Annotated in this window: 13 protein-coding genes; 4 read left to right on the top strand and 9 right to left on the bottom strand. The window is 56.3% G+C overall.

Features of this window, described 5'->3' with window-relative positions:
* Positions 1-9 precede the first annotated feature (9 nt).
* From ACGY09_RS03720 to ACGY09_RS03690, 7 genes are all read right to left on the bottom strand, one after another.
* Entirely contained in the window at positions 10-3153 is a 3144-nt protein-coding gene (locus tag ACGY09_RS03720) for a TAT-variant-translocated molybdopterin oxidoreductase (RefSeq protein WP_397570513.1), read from the bottom strand.
* Entirely contained in the window at positions 3150-3803 is a 654-nt protein-coding gene (locus ACGY09_RS03715) for a cytochrome c3 family protein (protein ID WP_397570512.1), read from the bottom strand. Before ACGY09_RS03715 ends, ACGY09_RS03720 begins: the two co-directional genes overlap by 4 nt.
* A 353-nt stretch (positions 3804-4156) precedes the next feature.
* Positions 4157-5518, bottom strand: coding sequence for a replicative DNA helicase (dnaB, locus tag ACGY09_RS03710; RefSeq protein WP_373651535.1), 1362 nt, complete (start codon positions 5516-5518; stop codon positions 4157-4159).
* A 182-nt stretch (positions 5519-5700) separates the two neighbouring features.
* On the bottom strand, positions 5701-9240 hold the full coding sequence (locus ACGY09_RS03705; protein ID WP_397570511.1) for a PSD1 and planctomycete cytochrome C domain-containing protein: 3540 nt from the start codon (positions 9238-9240) through the stop codon (positions 5701-5703).
* A 75-nt stretch (positions 9241-9315) separates the two neighbouring features.
* A complete protein-coding gene (locus tag ACGY09_RS03700) occupies positions 9316-10695 on the bottom strand; it encodes a DUF1501 domain-containing protein (RefSeq protein ID WP_397570510.1) in 1380 nt (459 codons plus the stop codon).
* A 118-nt stretch (positions 10696-10813) separates the two neighbouring features.
* Positions 10814-11572: an MBL fold metallo-hydrolase gene (locus ACGY09_RS03695; RefSeq protein ID WP_397570509.1), complete on the bottom strand. Its 759-nt coding sequence runs from the start codon at positions 11570-11572 to the stop codon at positions 10814-10816.
* Between the two features lie 291 nt (positions 11573-11863).
* Positions 11864-12505, bottom strand: a complete 642-nt coding sequence (locus tag ACGY09_RS03690) for a protoglobin family protein (RefSeq protein ID WP_373651539.1) — start codon at positions 12503-12505, stop codon at positions 11864-11866.
* A 359-nt stretch (positions 12506-12864) separates the two neighbouring features.
* On the opposite strand from ACGY09_RS03690, the gene ACGY09_RS03685 reads away from it, so the two are divergent.
* The 4 genes from ACGY09_RS03685 to ACGY09_RS03670 all read left to right on the top strand — a co-directional run bounded on the left by ACGY09_RS03685 (position 12865) and on the right by ACGY09_RS03670 (position 15713).
* Positions 12865-13233 (top strand): ArsR/SmtB family transcription factor, encoded by a 369-nt coding sequence (locus ACGY09_RS03685; RefSeq protein ID WP_373651540.1) that lies wholly within the window; start codon positions 12865-12867, stop codon positions 13231-13233.
* Positions 13217-13705, top strand: a complete 489-nt coding sequence (locus ACGY09_RS03680; protein WP_397570508.1) for an SRPBCC domain-containing protein — start codon at positions 13217-13219, stop codon at positions 13703-13705. The genes ACGY09_RS03685 and ACGY09_RS03680 overlap by 17 nt, the downstream gene beginning before the upstream one ends.
* 264 nt (positions 13706-13969) lie before the next feature.
* The gene (locus ACGY09_RS03675; RefSeq protein ID WP_373651542.1) at positions 13970-14812 is read left to right on the top strand and encodes a hypothetical protein; all 843 of its coding nucleotides are present in this window, start codon (positions 13970-13972) and stop codon (positions 14810-14812) included.
* A gap of 568 nt (positions 14813-15380) precedes the next feature.
* Positions 15381-15713, top strand: coding sequence for a hypothetical protein (locus ACGY09_RS03670; RefSeq protein WP_373651544.1), 333 nt, complete (start codon positions 15381-15383; stop codon positions 15711-15713).
* 132 nt (positions 15714-15845) lie between these two features.
* On the opposite strand, the gene ACGY09_RS03665 is transcribed toward ACGY09_RS03670, so the two are convergent.
* On the bottom strand, positions 15846-16694 hold the full coding sequence (locus ACGY09_RS03665; protein ID WP_397570507.1) for an FKBP-type peptidyl-prolyl cis-trans isomerase: 849 nt from the start codon (positions 16692-16694) through the stop codon (positions 15846-15848).
* 58 nt (positions 16695-16752) lie between these two features.
* Positions 16753-17238 carry an FKBP-type peptidyl-prolyl cis-trans isomerase gene (locus ACGY09_RS03660; RefSeq protein WP_373651546.1) on the bottom strand — a complete coding sequence of 162 codons (486 nt, stop codon included), beginning with the start codon at positions 17236-17238 and terminating at the stop codon, positions 16753-16755.
* Positions 17239-17256 lie beyond the last annotated feature (18 nt).

Raw genomic sequence — 17256 nt, 5'->3', positions numbered from 1 at the left:
TGCGACGACTCATTTTTCCTCCTGTTGTGTTGAGGAACGGCCGTCCCAAGGCGGAGTGTCTTCAGTAGCCAGCCCCGCCAGACGCGGATGCGGGTTACGTAGCCGAGCCAGATGCGTGGTGCGAGGACGCGTGTTGAGTTCCGCCAGCAGTGAGTAATTCAGTGGGGATTTTTTGAGCTGCGTCACAGCACTGGCGGGATCGTTCAGATCGCCAAATGTAATGGCTTGCGCGGGACATGCCTGCTGGCAGGCTGTCACAATTTCACCATCGATCACGTCCCGGCTCTGCTTACGGGCTTCGATCCTCGCGTGACTGATCCGTTGAGTGCAGTACGTGCACTTTTCCATGACTCCGCGACTGCGAACCGTGACGTCAGGATTTCGCATGAGCTTCAGAGACGGTGCGTGTGTCGCGTCGTAATGAATCTCGGCATCGTAGTCGAGGAAATTAAATCTGCGAACTTTGTAGGGGCAGTTGTTCGAGCAGTAGCGAGTCCCCACGCAACGGTTATAGATCATCTGGTTGAGTCCGTCGTGACTATGCACGGTCGCGGCGACGGGACAGACGAGTTCGCAGGGGGCTTTCTCGCAGTGGACGCACATCATGGGCTGAAAATAGGTTTCAGGGTCCGCGATCTGCCCACGGTAGTAACGGTCGATCCGCAGCCAGTGCATCTCCCGACCCATTCGCACCTGTTTCTTGCCGACAATCGGGATGTTGTTTTCCGCCTGACAGGCGACGACGCAAGCATTGCAGCCGACGCAGGCTGTCTGATCAATCACCATCCCCCAGGCGTTGGGTGATTCGGGAGACTCGGGGTACAGAGAGGGGAGTTCATGAGGATGACGCATCTCAGGTGAGATGAAATCGGGGTTCTCTGCGTACCCGGGAAGCGTTTGAATCTGGACCAGATCCCGTCCTTCCATGCTGTGATGCGACTGGGTGATGGATAAGTCGTACAGTCGCCCCGTCTTCTTCAGTTGTCCCCCGGTTGTAAACCAGTCGCTCGTCGCTGGCCGAATCGGGTAAGCGTTGAAGCCCGCGCCGTTTCCAATGCGTCCCGACCGGGTCCTTCCATAGCCGAGAGAGAGAGACAGTGAATCGTCCGGTTGGCCGGGAACGATCAGCACGGGAACACGAATCGATTTCTCCCCGATTGTCAGATCGACGAGTTCGGCGTTCTCAACCCCCAATCGACGGGCCGTTCGTGGGCTGATCAAGGCGGCATTGTCCCACGTCAATTTCGTGATCGGCTTGGGAAGTTCCTGCAGCCAGCCGTTATTTGCAAAACTCCCGTCCCAGATTGTGGGGTCGGGTACAAATGTGACTTCAAGACCCACGGTTGCTGCGTCACGGGCGGTTGTGGTTGCGCGGGTGGGAGTGACCTTGTCCACGAACTTCCATTCGGGACGGATATCCTCTGCGCTCGAAGACGCGATTACACCGTCGTGGACCGCACGGCGCCATCGATCTTCAAAATCGTCACGACCCCATTGCCGCTTCCAGTAGTTACGGACAATTTCGTAAGCGGTCAGTTCGGCTCGACCCGCCAGCACTGCGATCAACTGGTGCTCATCGCTTGTCTCGTAAAGGGGAGCGATAAGCGGTTGCTGGATCGAACACGTTCCGTCACAGGCACAGGCGTCGCTCCATGCTTCGAGGGTATGCGATCGTGGAATGTGCCAGTGAGACTCGTATGACGTTTCGTCGTACTCGGGAGCGAGGTGCACGCGGAAAGGAACTTTGCGGTAGGCTTCCGCGAAGTTCAGTTCCCCGGGAGTGTTATAAACTGGATTACCACCGATCACGATGAGCATTTTTACGTTGCCCTGACTTATTTTCGTCACGAGCTCACGCAGAGAATCGATTTGGTCACCCGTCTCACCTCCGAGAGCGGGGATATAGCGGACCGTCTTGCCGACATTGCCGAGCTGGCGATTGATTGCATGGGCGAGCGCATGAACTGCAGCGGGTTGGCCGTCGCCGGGAATTACCAGGCTGGCACCCGGTTCCTCCTGCAGGTCAGAGAGGAGTGCTTCCAGCCACTTGGCAGGGACTGCAGGGGGGAGAACTTCGACAGGTGTCGCAACTTCGATCCCCAGCTGCTGGGCCAGGATGCGAGCCACCGTTTCGATTTCAAAAGCGCGCAGGGCCAGTCGATGATCGGCCTGGGCTCCCGTGAGACTCGGCGTCGATTCGACGGTGTAGAGTCGGTTCATCGTTACCGCATGGGGATCGGCCGCGCCCGCACGGCGCCGATCGATGAAGTCGCGTGTATAACGCAGACTTCCGGGCATGCTGGTCAGGAAGTCGGCGTCGAGCGAAAGTATGGTTTTCGCCCGGTCAAACTGATAAACGACATCGACCGGTTGACGGAACGCGGCGATGGCACCCGCACGAACATTTCCTCGGCTGACCGGAGAGTACTGAATCCACGTCAGTTCAGGCAGATCCTCGCGCAGCGATCTCAACTGGTCCAGCAGTGTGGGCGAAGTCGTTGCTTCCGTAAGGATCACAAGTCCTTTGCCCCCAGCGGGACGGAGACTATTCAGTTCTAAAGTCAGTTTCGAGAGAAATTCGCTCCACGTACTGATCCGGCCCGCCTTCATTAAGGTCTGGGAACGATCCGGGTCATAAAGTGAGAGGATTGACGCCTGGGCAAAGACGTCGGTTCCCCCCAGACTGGCAGGATGATCGGGGTTGCCTTCGATTTTGGTAGGGCGGCCCAAATGACTTTCGACCAGGAGACCCGTTGCATACCCGCCCCGCGTCATACAGGTCGCAAAGTACTGAGGTTTGCCGGGAATCATGTCCTCGGGCTGCCGGACGTAGGGGACAATTTTTTCTGCCGGTTGTCTGACGCAGCCACTCAACCCGACACCCGCCAGTCCGAGCGAGGCGGCCGCCAGCCGGAGGAAATCTCGCCGACTCGACTCATCCGTCCATTCGCTCGCCTGACGAGGAAATTCGCGATGCAGGTAATCAAAGAACTCGGGAGACTCTGCCAGTTCTTCAAGGCCTCGCCAGAGGGGAGGAGGGTCTGTGGTTTCCAGACGATTGAGCAGGTCATCCAGGTCAAGAGAGCGAACGTTGTTCTGCGGATCGGAATCCGCAGGAGCACTCTGCGAGCGAACATGACCTGAGTCTTTCATCGGTGACATGTCCCACAATCGAGAAGTTGGTGAGCGTCGATTTTGAAGCTGTGCATCAACTGAGTGACCTCGTCCGGTGAGGTCTCGGCCACGCTCCCGAATTGATAGATTTTTGACGGGTCGCGAATGAATTTCTCGGGCTGCCGGTGGCAATCGAGGCACCAGCCCATCTGCAAAGTGTGTGCCCTGCGCATGAGAGGCATGCGGTCTACGCGGCCATGGCAGCTTTCACATCCGATACCTTTGGCGACATGAATACTATGATTGAAGTAAACAAAGTCAGGCACGTCGTGCACACGGGTCCATTCAATTGGTTGACCCGTACGGAAGCTTTCGCGCACGGGTGCGAGCATGGGACTGTCTTTCCAGATCTGGGAGTGACAGCTCATACAGACCTCGGTGGCCGGCACGCCTGCAGATGCAGACGTTTCGACGGTGGTGTGACAGTACCGGCAGTCAATACCGAGTCCGCTGACGTGATGATCGTGGCTGAAGGGAATCGGCTGGTCTCGCACGACATCCGCTTCGGTGACATAAGCCGATCGGTTGAACTGATCCCAAGCGAAGGCAATCGCCACGCAGAGCAACAATCCTCCGAAGATTGTCACCTTGGAAAAGGTGTTCATGCTGCGATGGAAGATCTGAGGCATTGCTCTCGCTTCCGTATCCGTGTCGTCGATCTCGACTCACACCGTGCAGTTCACTCAATCACCGTAACGAAGTGAAATTCAGAATGCGAATAGATTTTTTCGCGAAAACGTCCTGCAGCTTATATTCCGTTTCCGGCTTAAAGTGGTCCGAGAGCCCTCGGCGATCGGATGCCGTGCGACCTGGCCCGACTTAGTAGGAGTAGGCCGAGATGGCAATACGAGGACAGTAGAAGCTCCGCCTCAAAACAAAAACTCCTCGCACCCAACTGCAGGGGCGAGGAGTTTTCTAATCAATCAGTCAGGCAATCTGACGGCACGGCAGCACAGATGAGTACACGTTAGATAAGCACGTGTTAGAAGCTATCTGCGATCGCCTGGTCGATTCCCCCTTCGTAGTTATCGAACCGCATTGATTCGCGACGCCACTGGAGATTCACGACGCCGGTCGGACCGGATCGGTGTTTGGCGACCACGATTTCTGCGAGGCCGGGACGATCTTCAGGGTTATACGCATCGGGGCGATGAAGGAACATCACGATATCGGCGTCCTGTTCGATGGCACCGCTCTCTCGCAAGTCGGCCAGACGAGGACGTTTGTCTTCTCGCAATTCGACACCACGGTTGAGCTGGGACAGTGCGATGACCGGCAGACTGTTCTCCTTGGCGATCCCCTTCAGACGACGGGTGATCTGGGCAATCTGCTGTTCGCGGTTGGTCCGCTTGTCTTCGGGTTCGATCAACTGCAAATAATCGATGATGACGAGTCCCAGATTATTGCGGCGCTTCAGGCGTCGGCAGATCGCACTGATCTGCGCTACCGTACGGCCGGGGGCGTCGTCGATGAACAGCGGCAGGCGGCTCAGTTCTGACGAAGCCTCAAGCAGCGCGTGACGCTCTGCCGGTTCGAGTTGCCCTTTTCGCAAACGGTGACCGTCGAGTTTGGCTCGAATACAGAGAAAACGTTCTGCCAGTTCCAGTTTGGACTGTTCAAGACTGAAGATCAGTGCTGCGGTTTCACCGGCCCCCGCCACCCACTCGGCGATGTTACAGACGAACGCCGTCTTACCCATGGATGGACGAGCTGCGATGATGACCAGTTCTGCCGCCTGGAAACCGTTGGTCTGGCGATCGAGATCTGCGAAGCCGGTCGACAGTCCGCTGATGCTGCCATCTTTTCCCAGTCGGGAATTAATGCGGTCCAGCGTCTCGTGCATGATGTCGTCCATGCCGATTTTAGACGCCGTTTCCTGCTGTTCGAAGATTCCGAAGATACCCTGCTCAGCCCGTTTCAGCACATCGGCGGTCTCGTCGCTCCCCTCATAGCATTCACGCAGCACTTCGGTACAGACGTTGGTCAGGCTTCGCTGGATCCATTTGTCGCGGACGATCTCTGCGTAGTATTTCACGTGCGCCGCGTGCGGAACGGTTTCGAGAATTTCGAGCAGATACGGGGCACCACCGATGTCAGCGAGCTTGTTTCGTTCGGCAAGTTCATCGGCCAACGTGATGACGTCGATGGCTCGTGCATCTTCGCGCATCTTGCTGATGGTGGCATAGAGCAACTGGTGAATGTCGCTGTAAAAGTGTTCTGCACGCAATACGTCTGCCACTTCGTCCATGGCAGAGTTTTCGAGCAAGAGGCACCCCAGCAAGCTTCGTTCTGCCGAAAGATTCTGAGGGGGTAATCTGGCTGCAAACGAGGAGTTATCCGACATAAGAAAGTTTCTTCCTGGTGAAATCGCGTCTGATCTATCTGCGGGCGCAAACCCCGCGTCGCAGCGGGTGCGGGGAAAGACCCGAGGGAATCCGGGGCCTCATCGGTGGGTCGCACGAGTCTTGAGTTTCGACGTGCTCGAGAACCACACCCCGCCCCGGTGACAGAATTCCGAATTGGCCATCACGGAATATAGATCATTTCATTCAGGTTGAAGAGCGAATGAGCAACGTCCTTCCAGATTTCCTGGCTCGTGAGAATTTTTTCCGGGGAAACCTGGTAAAGCTGCGCGAGATCAGCCACCGTTTCTTCAAAGCGGCTCAATTCTGCTGCATCCGGTCGTCGCCCCAGTGCGGTCTGAAACATCATCTCAAGGCGTGACGAGATCGTGTCTTCGCCGTTCGCCAGTAGACGGTTCGCCCAGAATTCGGACTGTTGTATCACGAAAGGATCGTTCAGCAGCGCCAGAGCCTGAGCTGGGACATTGGTGATATCTCGTCGTCCCTGAGTGACCTTTCCCCCCGGAAAGTTGAAGGTCTCGAGGAACTTGGGTCCCTCCATCAAATTGTTCTTGATGTAAAGACTGCGGCGCCCGAGACCGTCGAGCGGGCCGGGGAACAGTCGCCGATCTGCATATTCCTTCGCGCGAAATGGCTGCACACTGGGGCCGTAGAGAGTTCTGTCGAGCCGTCCCGACGCGTTCAGGAACGCGTCTCGAACCGATTCGGCCGGCATTCTGCGAGCGGGGTAATGCTGCAGTAATCGATTCTGTGGATCCACTTCGCGCGCTATTGCCGACGGGTGGTTCGACTGCTGGAAGGTCTGGGACAGTACCAGCGACCGAATCAGTTTTTTCACAGACCAGCCCTGTTCCACGAACTGGACTGCAAGCTCATCGAGCAACTCAGGATGTGAGGGAGGTTCGCCGACGTGCCCAAAGTCATCAACTGTTCTGACAATTCCGGTACCGAACAGATGGTGCCAGACACGATTGACCATCACTCGGGCTGTCAGCGGATTGGTGGCGCTCGCAATTTGTTCCGCCAGTTCCAGCCGACCGCTTCCCGCCGATCTGAATGCCTTCGGTGCAGGTCTTGTTTCAGAACCTGATGTGCTCGTCGACTCGCCGCCCAACGAACGATCCATCGCAAGGACTTCCAGATACCGACGGGGAACGGTCTCGCCCGGACGATGACTGTCACCACGAATGAAAACCGGTTGGTCGATGCCGGGGCCACCGTCTGCAATGCCCACTGCAACTCGGGGGACGGCGAGACTTGCTTCGACCTGTCGATACTCCTGGACGGCAGATTCGATACCAGGCGACAGCGCGCCGTTATTACTGATCAGCTCACGATTGAGCAGAACTTCCAGCCAGCGTACGTCATCTTCCGAGGCGGTGTCGCTGGTCCAGGCCGCTATGGCGGATTGCATTCGAGCCGCATAGCGATCTGCGAGCTGGGACAGAGAGAAAGTGACGTCCGACGGAGCGGTTTCGATAGCACTGGAGCTTTCGGAAGCGGGAGTCTCATCACTCTGGAAGAGTGACTGCAAATGGGTCAGGCCGGGCTTGGGCGTTTCGGGGCTGTCGTGCAGCACCACTTGAGTTACGCCGAAATAGGAGCGGGGGTTTTCCGCCGCCTGCTCCCAGGGGAGCCTGTAATTGGCATTGTCGCCTCCGAGTGCCGAAAGCTGGTCAGGAAACTTGGGGTTATCAAACATTGTCATAAGTTCCGCGTACGTTCGCAGAACTTCGCGATCTTCTGGAGGCGAGAACGTGACCCACTGAAACTGGGGCGACGTGAGCGCTCGATAGTTGGCGTAATTCAACTGGCAGTGGTTTGAGACCAGACGGACGGCGCTGCTGCGTTCGCCCAGTACCTGAAAGCTGATGAATTTCTTGCCGGAGGGGACGACCGGGGATCGAAGCGTCCCGTTGAGTTTGGACGAAAGTGAATGCGTATAGCGACCTGCTGGCAGGATCGATCGGATGACCGACTCGCCGTCAAGCTGCACTACGAATTCGCCATCCTGTGAGACGGGGCCATTCATGGACTGACCACCAAAGCTCCACTCCCCGGCCTCATCATTAGAAAATACGCCGAAGGGGCTGAACTGCTGCTGGTTGAATTCCGAGCGGGCGCGTTGTTCCTGTTCTATTTCCCGACCCAGCGCTTGCCATGTCTCGGTGATCCTTCTCGCGATCTCATCAGGTGTGGTTGCCACCGAAAGTTGCTCTGGAGAGGCGGGCATCGTCGGAGCGGCGGTTCGGCGCCAGACCTCGAACGGTTCCTCCAGAGGAAGTTTTTCCGCCGAGAGCACGGCGACCCACTTGGCGAGGCGTTCCGGAGACAGGCCATTACCGAGTTCGGCGGCATCAGGCTGGTTGGAACGGGTCGCCTGTGCGGCCAACAGGTACCGGGCAAAGTGGCTCGCTTCCTGTTGCCAGAGAGCCCCGAGTTCCTGTCGGAGCAAGGATTTCAATTCAATCAACCGCTGCTTCTGCTTCGCATTCACCTGGGGCGAATCGATGGAATGGCTGACATTTCTCGAACTGCGAAGAACGGCGAGCAACGCGTAGTAATCATTCGTCGAAATGGCATCCAGTTTGTGATGATGGCAGCGGGCACACGCGACCGTAGTCGCTTGAAATGCCTTGGTCAAAGTGTCGATCTGGTTGTCAGCCAGGTCATAGCCAATCGAACGAAGTGTGATGCAGTCATCGTGATTGACTTCACCAAAGCGAAAGAAACCGGTTGCAATCACCGACTCGTTGAATTGCTCGGTCTGGTTCCAGCGCGGTTCGGTCAGCAGGTCTCCCGCGATATGCTCGCGGATGAACTGGTCATAAGGAACATCGTCATTGAATGCCCGAATCAGATAATCGCGGTACCGCCAGGCATGGTGAACTTCATAATTCCATTCGTTGCCGTGTGTCTCTGAAAATCGAACCACATCCATCCAATGCCGCGCCCAGTGCTCACCAAAATGGGGTGATTGCAACAGGGAATCTACGAGAGCTTCAACCGCTTCCGCGGGCAGAGGATTCGTTAATGGCGAGTGGCGACATGCGGCGACGAACTGGTCAATTTGCTCAACCGTGGGATGCAGGCCGGTCAGCACCAGACTCAGGCGACGGATGAACGTTCTGGGATCGGCAGGAGCGGCGGATTCAAGTCCCTGTTCGGCGAGCTTCTGACGGACGAATCGATCGGCGACGGAAGCCGCGTCATCGATATTTGGCAGCGGCGGAACAGTATGGCGAGCGACGGGACGGAGACTCCACCAGTCGCTTCGCTCCCTCATGACCTCATCCCATGAAGCCGTTTCCGCTCGCGCGGCGGGGCGATCCCGTGGATCATAGGCACCCTGTTTCACCCATTCTTCAAAGTCTGCAATCACTGCCGCAGGGAGCTTCCCTTTGGGAGGCATCCTGACTGATTCGTCGGTGTAGCGAATGGCCTTAATCAGCAGGCTTTCATCCGGATCTCCTGCTTTAATCGCAGGCCCAGATTCGCCCCCTTGATGAACTCCTTCACGACTATCAAGAAGAAACTCTCCCGCGACAATTTTTGAGTCAGCGGAGTGGCATTCGTAGCAGTAGGTAACGAGGGCCGGGCGGATTTTGTTTTCAAAGAAATCGCGCCGGGCGTCTTCAGCGGACACAACAGGGGTGATCAACAGTGCAAGGATCGCCGTGACGATCACATGAGTAAATCGCATGGATGCTATCCCCGCCTCGATGTGACACGTGGCTTCCGTTCACCGATTGAAGTGCGCTTACTGATCCGGGATTGCTCAGGCCTGAATTTCCTGGATGACCCGACCTGCGACGTCCGTTAACCGGAAATCGCGTCCGGCATACCGATAGGTCAGCCGTTCGTGATTCAGTCCCAACTGGTGCAGGATCGTCGCGTGGAGATCATGGATGTGGACCCGGTTGTGGACGGCCTGGAAACCGAAGTCGTCCGTTTCTCCGTAGGTCATGCCCCCCTTGATGCCTCCGCCCGCCATCCACATCGTGAAACCATAATGGTTATGGTCCCGGCCGTCGCCGTTTTCGGTTGTCGGTGTTCGTCCGAATTCACCGCCCCAGATGACCAGAGTTTCCTCCAGCATCCCTCGCCGCTTCAAATCCTGGAGCAGTGCTGCGATGGGCTGGTCGATGTCCTTACACAGGTTCTTCACCTGATTATTGTGGTCGTTGTGAGTATCCCAGGGCTGACCATCTCCGTAGTAGACCTGAGTAAAGCGTACCCCCCGTTCGGCAAGCCGGCGGGCCAGCAGGCATCCGTTGGCGAAGTGGGTTGACCCATACTCTTCCCGGATGTGCTGCGGTTCGCGATTCAGGTCGAATGCCTCGGTGGCGGCGAACTGCATCCGGAATGCGGTTTCCATGGCGGTGATCCGCGAATCGAGTTGCTGATCGCCACCCCGTTCTTCCAGGTGCTGCCTGTTGAGCGACCGCATCAATTCAAGCTGCCGCTGCTGCTCGTCAACGGGGAGATGCTTGTTACGCAGGTACGGGATCAGCTTTTGAGGATCGAGGTTCGAATGGTTGATGTACGTTCCCTGGTATTCCCCGGGAAGGAACGCACTGGTCCACAAAATGGAGAAACGGACCGGGCGACCCGGGCAGAGGACGACGTAGCCTGGAAGGCTTTCGTTCTCGACGCCCAACCCGTACGAGAACCATGAACCCATACTGGGTCGGGTGGGAACGATCGTGCCGTTGTTCATCAGCAGCAGCGCGGGCCCATGATTCGGATTGTCGGTATAGACCGATTTCAGCACACAGACATCGTCGATACACTTGGCGAAATTGGGGAGTAACTCGCTGACCTGAAGACCGCTCTCGCCGTGAGCTTTGAACTGATACGGCGAAGCCATGATGCCGGCGGTTTTTCGCTCGGTCCTGAACGAGTCGAGTTCGGATGGGCGTTGACCTTGAAACTTTGCGGCCATGGGCTTGGGGTCAAGCAAGTCAGGCCCGAACGGTCCCCCGTTCATGAAGAGCTGAATGACCCGCTTTGCCTTGGGAACCGTGTGTGGCGCCAGCTCTTTGGCAGATGCCTGGCCCAGCAGACTTGCCAGCCCGATCGCACCGAAGCCCCCGCCAAGTCTTTGCACCATCTGCCGACGATTTACGGGCGCGGCAAATGCGGATTCAATCGACATCAAACTTCTCCAGAGCCTGGGAGGGAGTGAGCTGTAGCAGGTCATCTATCATGACATGCCCGCCAAGATGTCTCAAGCCGGACCGCCTGACTGACCAACCGTTCGAACCGGCTGTGTGTCAGCAGGTGTAGGACTGGTTTGGCTGGCAGATACTCAACCCGTCGATTCCCAGTTGCTGGAGTTCGCCTACGACTTCGTCGTAAAAACCAGGCTTGATGTGGACTGCGATCACCGGAAGTGCGCGTCCCGCCTTCGCGTATTCGATGGCGAACGAAGCAGGAGTCAGGTGCTTTGCCTTGTCGGCCAGCCAGCTCATGGAATTGGGGAAGGCAGCTTCGAGGAAGATCAACTTGATGCGAGGATGGCTCTTCACGCATTCCCAGATGGCCATTGTGGGACCTGTGTCACTCACGAATGCCACGGCGCTCTTGCCGTCGTCAACAATGAAGCCGAATGTGGGAATCACGTGGTCCAGCGCGATCGGGGTCACGGTCAGACCGTGAATTTCCACGGGAGACCTGTCTTCCAGGGGCACAAATCGAATGAAGGGAGATCCATCGCAGGCCAACCGGATCAAATCCGGCCAGACGATGTCGTTGAAGAAATGGGCCTTCAGGTTGTCGATGACATGCTGGGACGCGTAGACCGTCGGACAGTCTCGATCCGGCTGGTAAACGTTGTCGATGAGAATCGGCAACGATGCCACGTGGTCCAGATGGATGTGTGACAGCACGATGGAGTTGATGGCTCGTTGACGTTCGATGCCCGCAAACCCGATGCTCCCCGCATCAATCACCAGATGCTGGTTGACGACGTACGAAGCTGCAAATTGATGGGCCGTGCCTTCGACTGACGACGATAAAACAGTAACGTCCACAGTGTCCCTTACATCCGGTTTGAGCGGCACTGATGGCAGCCGGGGGAATGCGCTGGCACTATATCTGCGATGACGTAAGGCGACAAGCAATCCGGATTTGCTGAGACAACGGAGCGGACGGATGTTCGATCGGCGCTGCTCAGGCCCGGGTGGAGACACACCTGGACCAGCCCGGCCGCACTGAACGGATCTCCCAGAGAAAACACAAGCCTGATAATACACAGGGGTTCCTCAGACAGGCTCGGCGATCGCCTGAGGAACCCCGTTCTGATGGGACGCACACTCTTCGAGTCAGGCCTTGACAAGACCCTCGAGTCTGTGGTTCGACGCTTCTGTTGATCGGGAGCTGGTGGTCGACGGCAGGGCCTGATAATGACGATTGATCAGGTCGTTCTGGAGCCACAGGAGTTTGGCAAACGCTCGGACAGTTTTTGTCTCGACATCTCGTTCCAGCCCCAGACCCAGAATTGTGCTCGTCATGGCGTCTGCCACAAAGCCCATGAGCGCGTTCATTTGAACAAGCGGGACATCCAGCTCTGGAGAACCCGCTTTCGGCGTATGCATCTTCCCGACCATATCCAGATAGGCCACCATCTTGCCGTCATAGGGGCGGGTGACCAGTGCTGCGAGATACCGTCCGAGGTGTTCCTTGCGAAAACGAATCATCTCGTGATCGAGCGAGACATCGGCAATCGACTGGGGGACGGCCCCTTCGTAACCCGTTTGCCGAGGAACAAAATGTCGCCACGTCGCATCGTAACCGTACAGTTTCTCGTAAACGGCGTTGACCAGTCCTGGAACAAGCGGTGCCAGCAGGGGAGCGGAGGCATGAATCGCCGCGATTTCGGCCTCGCCAAAATCCATGAATTCGGCCAGGTACTGAAATCGGTACGCCAAATCCGATTCAAGTCGTGCTTCGTCAATATGCTTCATGGTCATTTTCCTGGAACTTAATCACCGAGCGCAAAGTGGATGAAAGAGTCCACTTTCGACAGGATGCTATGGTGGCCGGAAGTGGATGTCAATGTCCACTTTTGTTTTTCCTCACGTGCCGCTCTTGGAAGAGGCTTCGCATGGGTCAGAATGCTTTATAAGAAAACAGGTTAAGACATGGGTGAAATGGCGGGAGATGTTTCTTCACTGTGGACAAACTTGCGAAGTTTCACCTCGAAATTGCGACGCGAACGGGTTTTTGCGGCACCAAGGAAGATTTCTTTGAGCGGGCACTTGTTCGATCACTCGCTCAATTGTATTTTACCTGTGGGTTAAATAACCGAGTGGTGTAGTTCATCATGTCTCAGGATTCATTAAGCGCCGTTTTTGCGGCTTTGGCTGACCCGACCCGGCGAGCGATCTTGTCTCGACTGCGAGAAGGAGAGGCGTCCGTCGGGGAGCTGTCGCAACCCTTCGACATGAGTCCCCCCGCGATCACCAAGCATTTGAAAGTGCTGGAGCGAACGGGACTCATCAAACGTGGTCGCGATGCTCAATGGCGTCCGTGTCGTCTTTCGGCTGAGCCTCTTAAGGAAGTGCTGCAGTGGGTTGAGCAGTACCGGGAATTCTGGGACGGAGGGCTCGATCGTCTCGACGAGCACCTGAAACAGTTAAACGCGAACGCGAGCAGGAAACAGAAAGGGACTGACCGTGCAGAAAAAAAATGATTTAGCCGTGCCCCAGGTGTTGATCGGGCGTGAGTTCTCTGCGCCGCGCGAGCTGGTCTTTGAGGCGTGGACATCGGAATCGCAGCTTTGTCACTGGTTCGCACCGAGCGGATGTCAGATCCGTTATCGCAAGTTCGATTTCCGTGAGGGCGGGGAGTATCACTCCTGCATTCTGACTCCTGACGGGAAGGAGTGCTGGTGCCGGGGGGAATATCGCAAGATTCAGCAGCCCGAGTTAATCGAGTTCACGATGGCTGTCTCGAATGCTGCCATGCAGCCGGTCGAACCGCAGGATGTCGGGATGGACCCGCAGTGGCCTCGTGAAACGATCGTCACCGTCTTCCTGGAAGAAATCCCGACAGGGACGCGACTGACCCTGCGACAAACTGTTGATGAAGCTCTTGCCAAACGAACAGGGGCGCACCCGAGCTGGCTCAGTATGTTTGATCGACTTGCAGAACGACTGAACTAGCCTGATCAAGCAACGCCGTTTCCTCTGTCCTTGATCCAATTCAATTCTTTCGAAGCTGGACGAGGAGTCGCCGTTAAAAGAACGCGTGAGGCCCTGGCCGTTGTTCGGCGAGTAACAGCAACGTCGCTGCCTCTGCCGGTCAGGTGTGACCGAAAATCGCATGATTGACGGACCGATTTCGTTCGACCACAATTTGCAAACGCCGTTATCGGGAGAAGGACCGATCCACTTCGATTAATTGCATGGCGGTGTTTGAGGACTCTTATGTACGCTTCGCACACCGAATTTCTGGAATCCGCCAATATGAGTTGGGCTCGTTCGACGATGCCGCTGTTTGCTCTGCTCGCACTGTGTTGCGGGTGCGGATATTCCGAGTACGAAGCGCGGCTCAATGAGTCCAGAAAATATTACGCTTACCTGGATAAGATCGAGCAATCTCTGGCCCCCAAGTGGACCGTGGCGGGAAATTTGATTGAACTGCGGGTTCCCCTTCAGTTCACCCTGATTCCTCCCGCCGCACCGATTCAAAAAGAGGATGGGACGATCGAACAGCCGACGATCGATCCTCGTCAGCCCGACTATCTGAATCTGACTTTTCCCGAACTGTTCGGGGCGTGGGAGTCGACTTTTCAGGTGGGAAAAGGGAATGGCGTCACCGAGAATCATAAGGGGTACATCTACGCGCTGAGCAACTACTGGGAACTGGCGGGTGAACACGCGACCGATGCGGGTGAATTCGTGAATGCGCTCAAAACGTATCTCAGTGATCGACTCCAGATTCCCGTCACGGACGAAGCCCCTCAGTTGCATCCAAAAGTCTCCCCCTCGTATCAGGCTCAGGCGGCTTTTGATGTTTGCAGTTTCAAGGGGAAAGAGATTGACGGGACGAACTACACTTTTGAGGTGTATTCAAAGAAGCTGGGAAGCGTGATTGGCGTGCTGGTTGTCGTTCTGCCCGAAGGGATCGAGAACGCTCAGAAGGTCAACGAACGCATTCCGCTCATGCTGGAATCGTTTAACTTTACTTCTGTTCCCCCGAAGGCAGGTGCTGACAAGAATGCTCCTGCACAGGGAAACCCTGCCGTTGTTCCGAACGCGGGTTTCTGAGCAGTCTGATTGGCTCGCCCCGGCAGAGTCGGTGACAGCCTGATCGGGTGGTGGATGAGTTTGCCCCCAAGCACCATTTGCCTGAAGCAACCTCTCGTGTCGTTGGCGAACGCGCCATCCACATCGTTGGGACGCGTTATCGCCACCGGGGCTCAGCGAACTTTCACGACCGCAGAAGAATTGCGGTTGACGTGAACTCCGTGCAATCCAGCTTGAATGCGGTGCGGGCTGTCATTGCGGTACGAATGTTTGGATCGAAGGGTTCTGGCAGCTGCGGCGGCAGTGGGCTCGTGACGTCCCAAACGCGCGAAGTAGATGCGAAACACTATTTTTTATGGGATTCGGCAGAAATTGCCGAAGCGAAATTCTTGAGTCAATTCTTTGGAAATCGATCATTTTTTCGAAAAATGATCTTTCCCAGAATTTCACTCTTCGCGTATATCACGCCACGCACCGACGGACGACATCCGAGCTGAACGGCTCTCCCACCGTACCCAGCAATGTCCAACGGTCACATCTCACCTCTCCAAATCCCGTCTTCTCGAAAATTGGTTCAAAGGAACACTTTATGTTCAGCAAGATCGCGCATGTCATAGCAGGTTTGATGTTGACCGTCTCATCGGTCGGATGTTGCTGCCTTGGCGGGTATGGCTACGGGGCCGGGTATGGCATGAACCGGTGTGCTCCGTGCAACAATGGTTGCTCACCATCTGGCGGCTACCTTCCCCAGACTGGCAGCCTTTACCAGAGTGACTTCAGTCAGGCTGCGTTTGCCCCGGGTTACACGCAGGCCGCCTTTGTTCCTACTCAGACCGCCACGGTGATTCCAGGAGCGGTTCAGGGGGCAGCAATTTATAACAGTGCCGCGCTGGTGCCAGTGAACGGCTTGCCGACCTACTGATCGACTTCAGCGACTGTTGTGCCTTGTGCGAGTCTGGAGATGAGAAGTTTTCAGTGTTCAATGATTCGCTTCGGGTCGAGCTGACTCTCAGACCGTCGGAGCGTCTCACTGAACACTGAAAACTGACGGGAACTACTTCACCTCAAGTAGTTCGACCAGGAAATGCAGGGTTGATTTGGGAGGAATTCCCGGTCGACCACGTTCTCCATAGGCAAGGTTGTAGGGGATTTCGAGTTCGATCATTCCCCCTTTGCCAACGAGTTGCATTCCCTCTGTCCAGCCTTTGATGACGCCGTTCAAGGGGAATTCAATCGGAGTTCCTCTTTCGTATGAGCTGTCGAAGGTCTGTCCATCATCGAACCAGCCCCGATAGTGAACTTTGACCGTGTCTTCAGCGGTCGGCATGGTTCCCGACGACTTACGGCGGATTCGATATTTCAGTCCGTTTGGTGTGGTCGTGAATTTTTCTGGTGCGTCTTTGTCTACAGCCCCTGGCTCGATTGGTTTTGGCGCCGGTGTGACTTCGAGCAATTCGACGATGAAGTGCAGCGTTGATTTGCCGGGAATCGTCGGAGGGGCACCCCGTTCGCCGTAACCAAGTTCGTAGGGGATTTCGAGTTCGATCATCCCCCCCTCGCCAACGTGCTGCATCCCTTCAGTCCAGCCCTTGATCACGCCACTCAGCGGAAATTCGATGGAATCGCCGTCGGCACCGTAGGACTGATCAAATACTTTGCCGCCATCCAGCCACCCCTTGTAATGGACCTTTACGGTGTCCCGGGCAGTCGGCTTGAGGCCATCGGACTTCCGCAGCACGCGATATTTCAGCCCGCTCTTGGTGGTGGTGAATTCCTTCGGGGCATCTTTATCAGCGGCCCCGGGTTCGAGCGGATTCTTCTGAGCGGCATGCATGGACGGACTTTCTGAGAAAAGAGCGAGTGCCAGGACCAGGCTCGCGGCCAGGACGTTTCGAAAGTTCATTGAGACCTCGCGAAGGAGAGGGACGAAGGTTTCGGTCTTTCATTCGGATGAACGACCGCTACTTTTTAACGTTCAGCAATTCGACAATGAAGTGCAGCGTCGAATTGGGTGGGATCGATGTTCCGAAGCCGGCATTTCCATACCCAAGCTCAGGCGGGATTTCGAGTTCAATCATTCCCCCTTCACCAATGAGCTGCAGTCCCTCGGTCCAGCCCGGGATCACGCCAGTCACGGCAAATTCAATGGCCTTGCCCGTCCGTCCGTACGACGAATCGAAGATCGTTCCGTCGTCGAGTGATCCTCGATAGTGAACGCGTACGGAATTACTGGCGGTCGGCTTTTGTCCATCGGACTTGCGCAGAATGCGGTATTTGAGTCCGCTTTCCGTCGTGGTGAATTCCGTGGGGGCATCGGGATCGGTTGGGCCGGGCTCAACTCGAATCGTATCGGGGGCCTGCGGGATTGGCGGAAACTCGGCAGGCGGGGCTTCGGGTTCGCAACCGGCGATAGAGATCATGATGAGCAGGGCAATGAGGCGTTTCATACGGGTGGATTCTCGTCA

The organism is Schlesneria sphaerica, assembly GCF_044336245.1.
GTDB classification, from domain to species: Bacteria; Planctomycetota; Planctomycetia; order Planctomycetales; family Planctomycetaceae; genus Schlesneria; species Schlesneria sphaerica.
Note: the sequence above shows the minus strand (reverse complement) of the source record. Positions and strands in the feature narration are given on the sequence as shown.

What these genes read in the sequence shown, in the direction of transcription:
- ACGY09_RS03660 (WP_373651546.1), bottom strand. Translation starts at nt 17,238, where the DNA reads ATGAAACGCCTCATTGCCCTGCTCATCATGATCTCTATCGCCGGTTGC.
- ACGY09_RS03685 (WP_373651540.1), top strand. Translation starts at nt 12,865, where the DNA reads ATGTCTCAGGATTCATTAAGCGCCGTTTTTGCGGCTTTGGCTGACCCG.
- dnaB (WP_373651535.1), bottom strand. Translation starts at nt 5,518, where the DNA reads ATGTCGGATAACTCCTCGTTTGCAGCCAGATTACCCCCTCAGAATCTT.
- ACGY09_RS03670 (WP_373651544.1), top strand. Translation starts at nt 15,381, where the DNA reads ATGTTCAGCAAGATCGCGCATGTCATAGCAGGTTTGATGTTGACCGTC.
- ACGY09_RS03665 (WP_397570507.1), bottom strand. Translation starts at nt 16,694, where the DNA reads ATGAACTTTCGAAACGTCCTGGCCGCGAGCCTGGTCCTGGCACTCGCT.
- ACGY09_RS03715 (WP_397570512.1), bottom strand. Translation starts at nt 3,803, where the DNA reads ATGCCTCAGATCTTCCATCGCAGCATGAACACCTTTTCCAAGGTGACA.
- ACGY09_RS03690 (WP_373651539.1), bottom strand. Translation starts at nt 12,505, where the DNA reads ATGAAGCATATTGACGAAGCACGACTTGAATCGGATTTGGCGTACCGA.
- ACGY09_RS03720 (WP_397570513.1), bottom strand. Translation starts at nt 3,153, where the DNA reads ATGAAAGACTCAGGTCATGTTCGCTCGCAGAGTGCTCCTGCGGATTCC.
- ACGY09_RS03705 (WP_397570511.1), bottom strand. Translation starts at nt 9,240, where the DNA reads ATGCGATTTACTCATGTGATCGTCACGGCGATCCTTGCACTGTTGATC.
- ACGY09_RS03675 (WP_373651542.1), top strand. Translation starts at nt 13,970, where the DNA reads ATGTACGCTTCGCACACCGAATTTCTGGAATCCGCCAATATGAGTTGG.
- ACGY09_RS03700 (WP_397570510.1), bottom strand. Translation starts at nt 10,695, where the DNA reads ATGTCGATTGAATCCGCATTTGCCGCGCCCGTAAATCGTCGGCAGATG.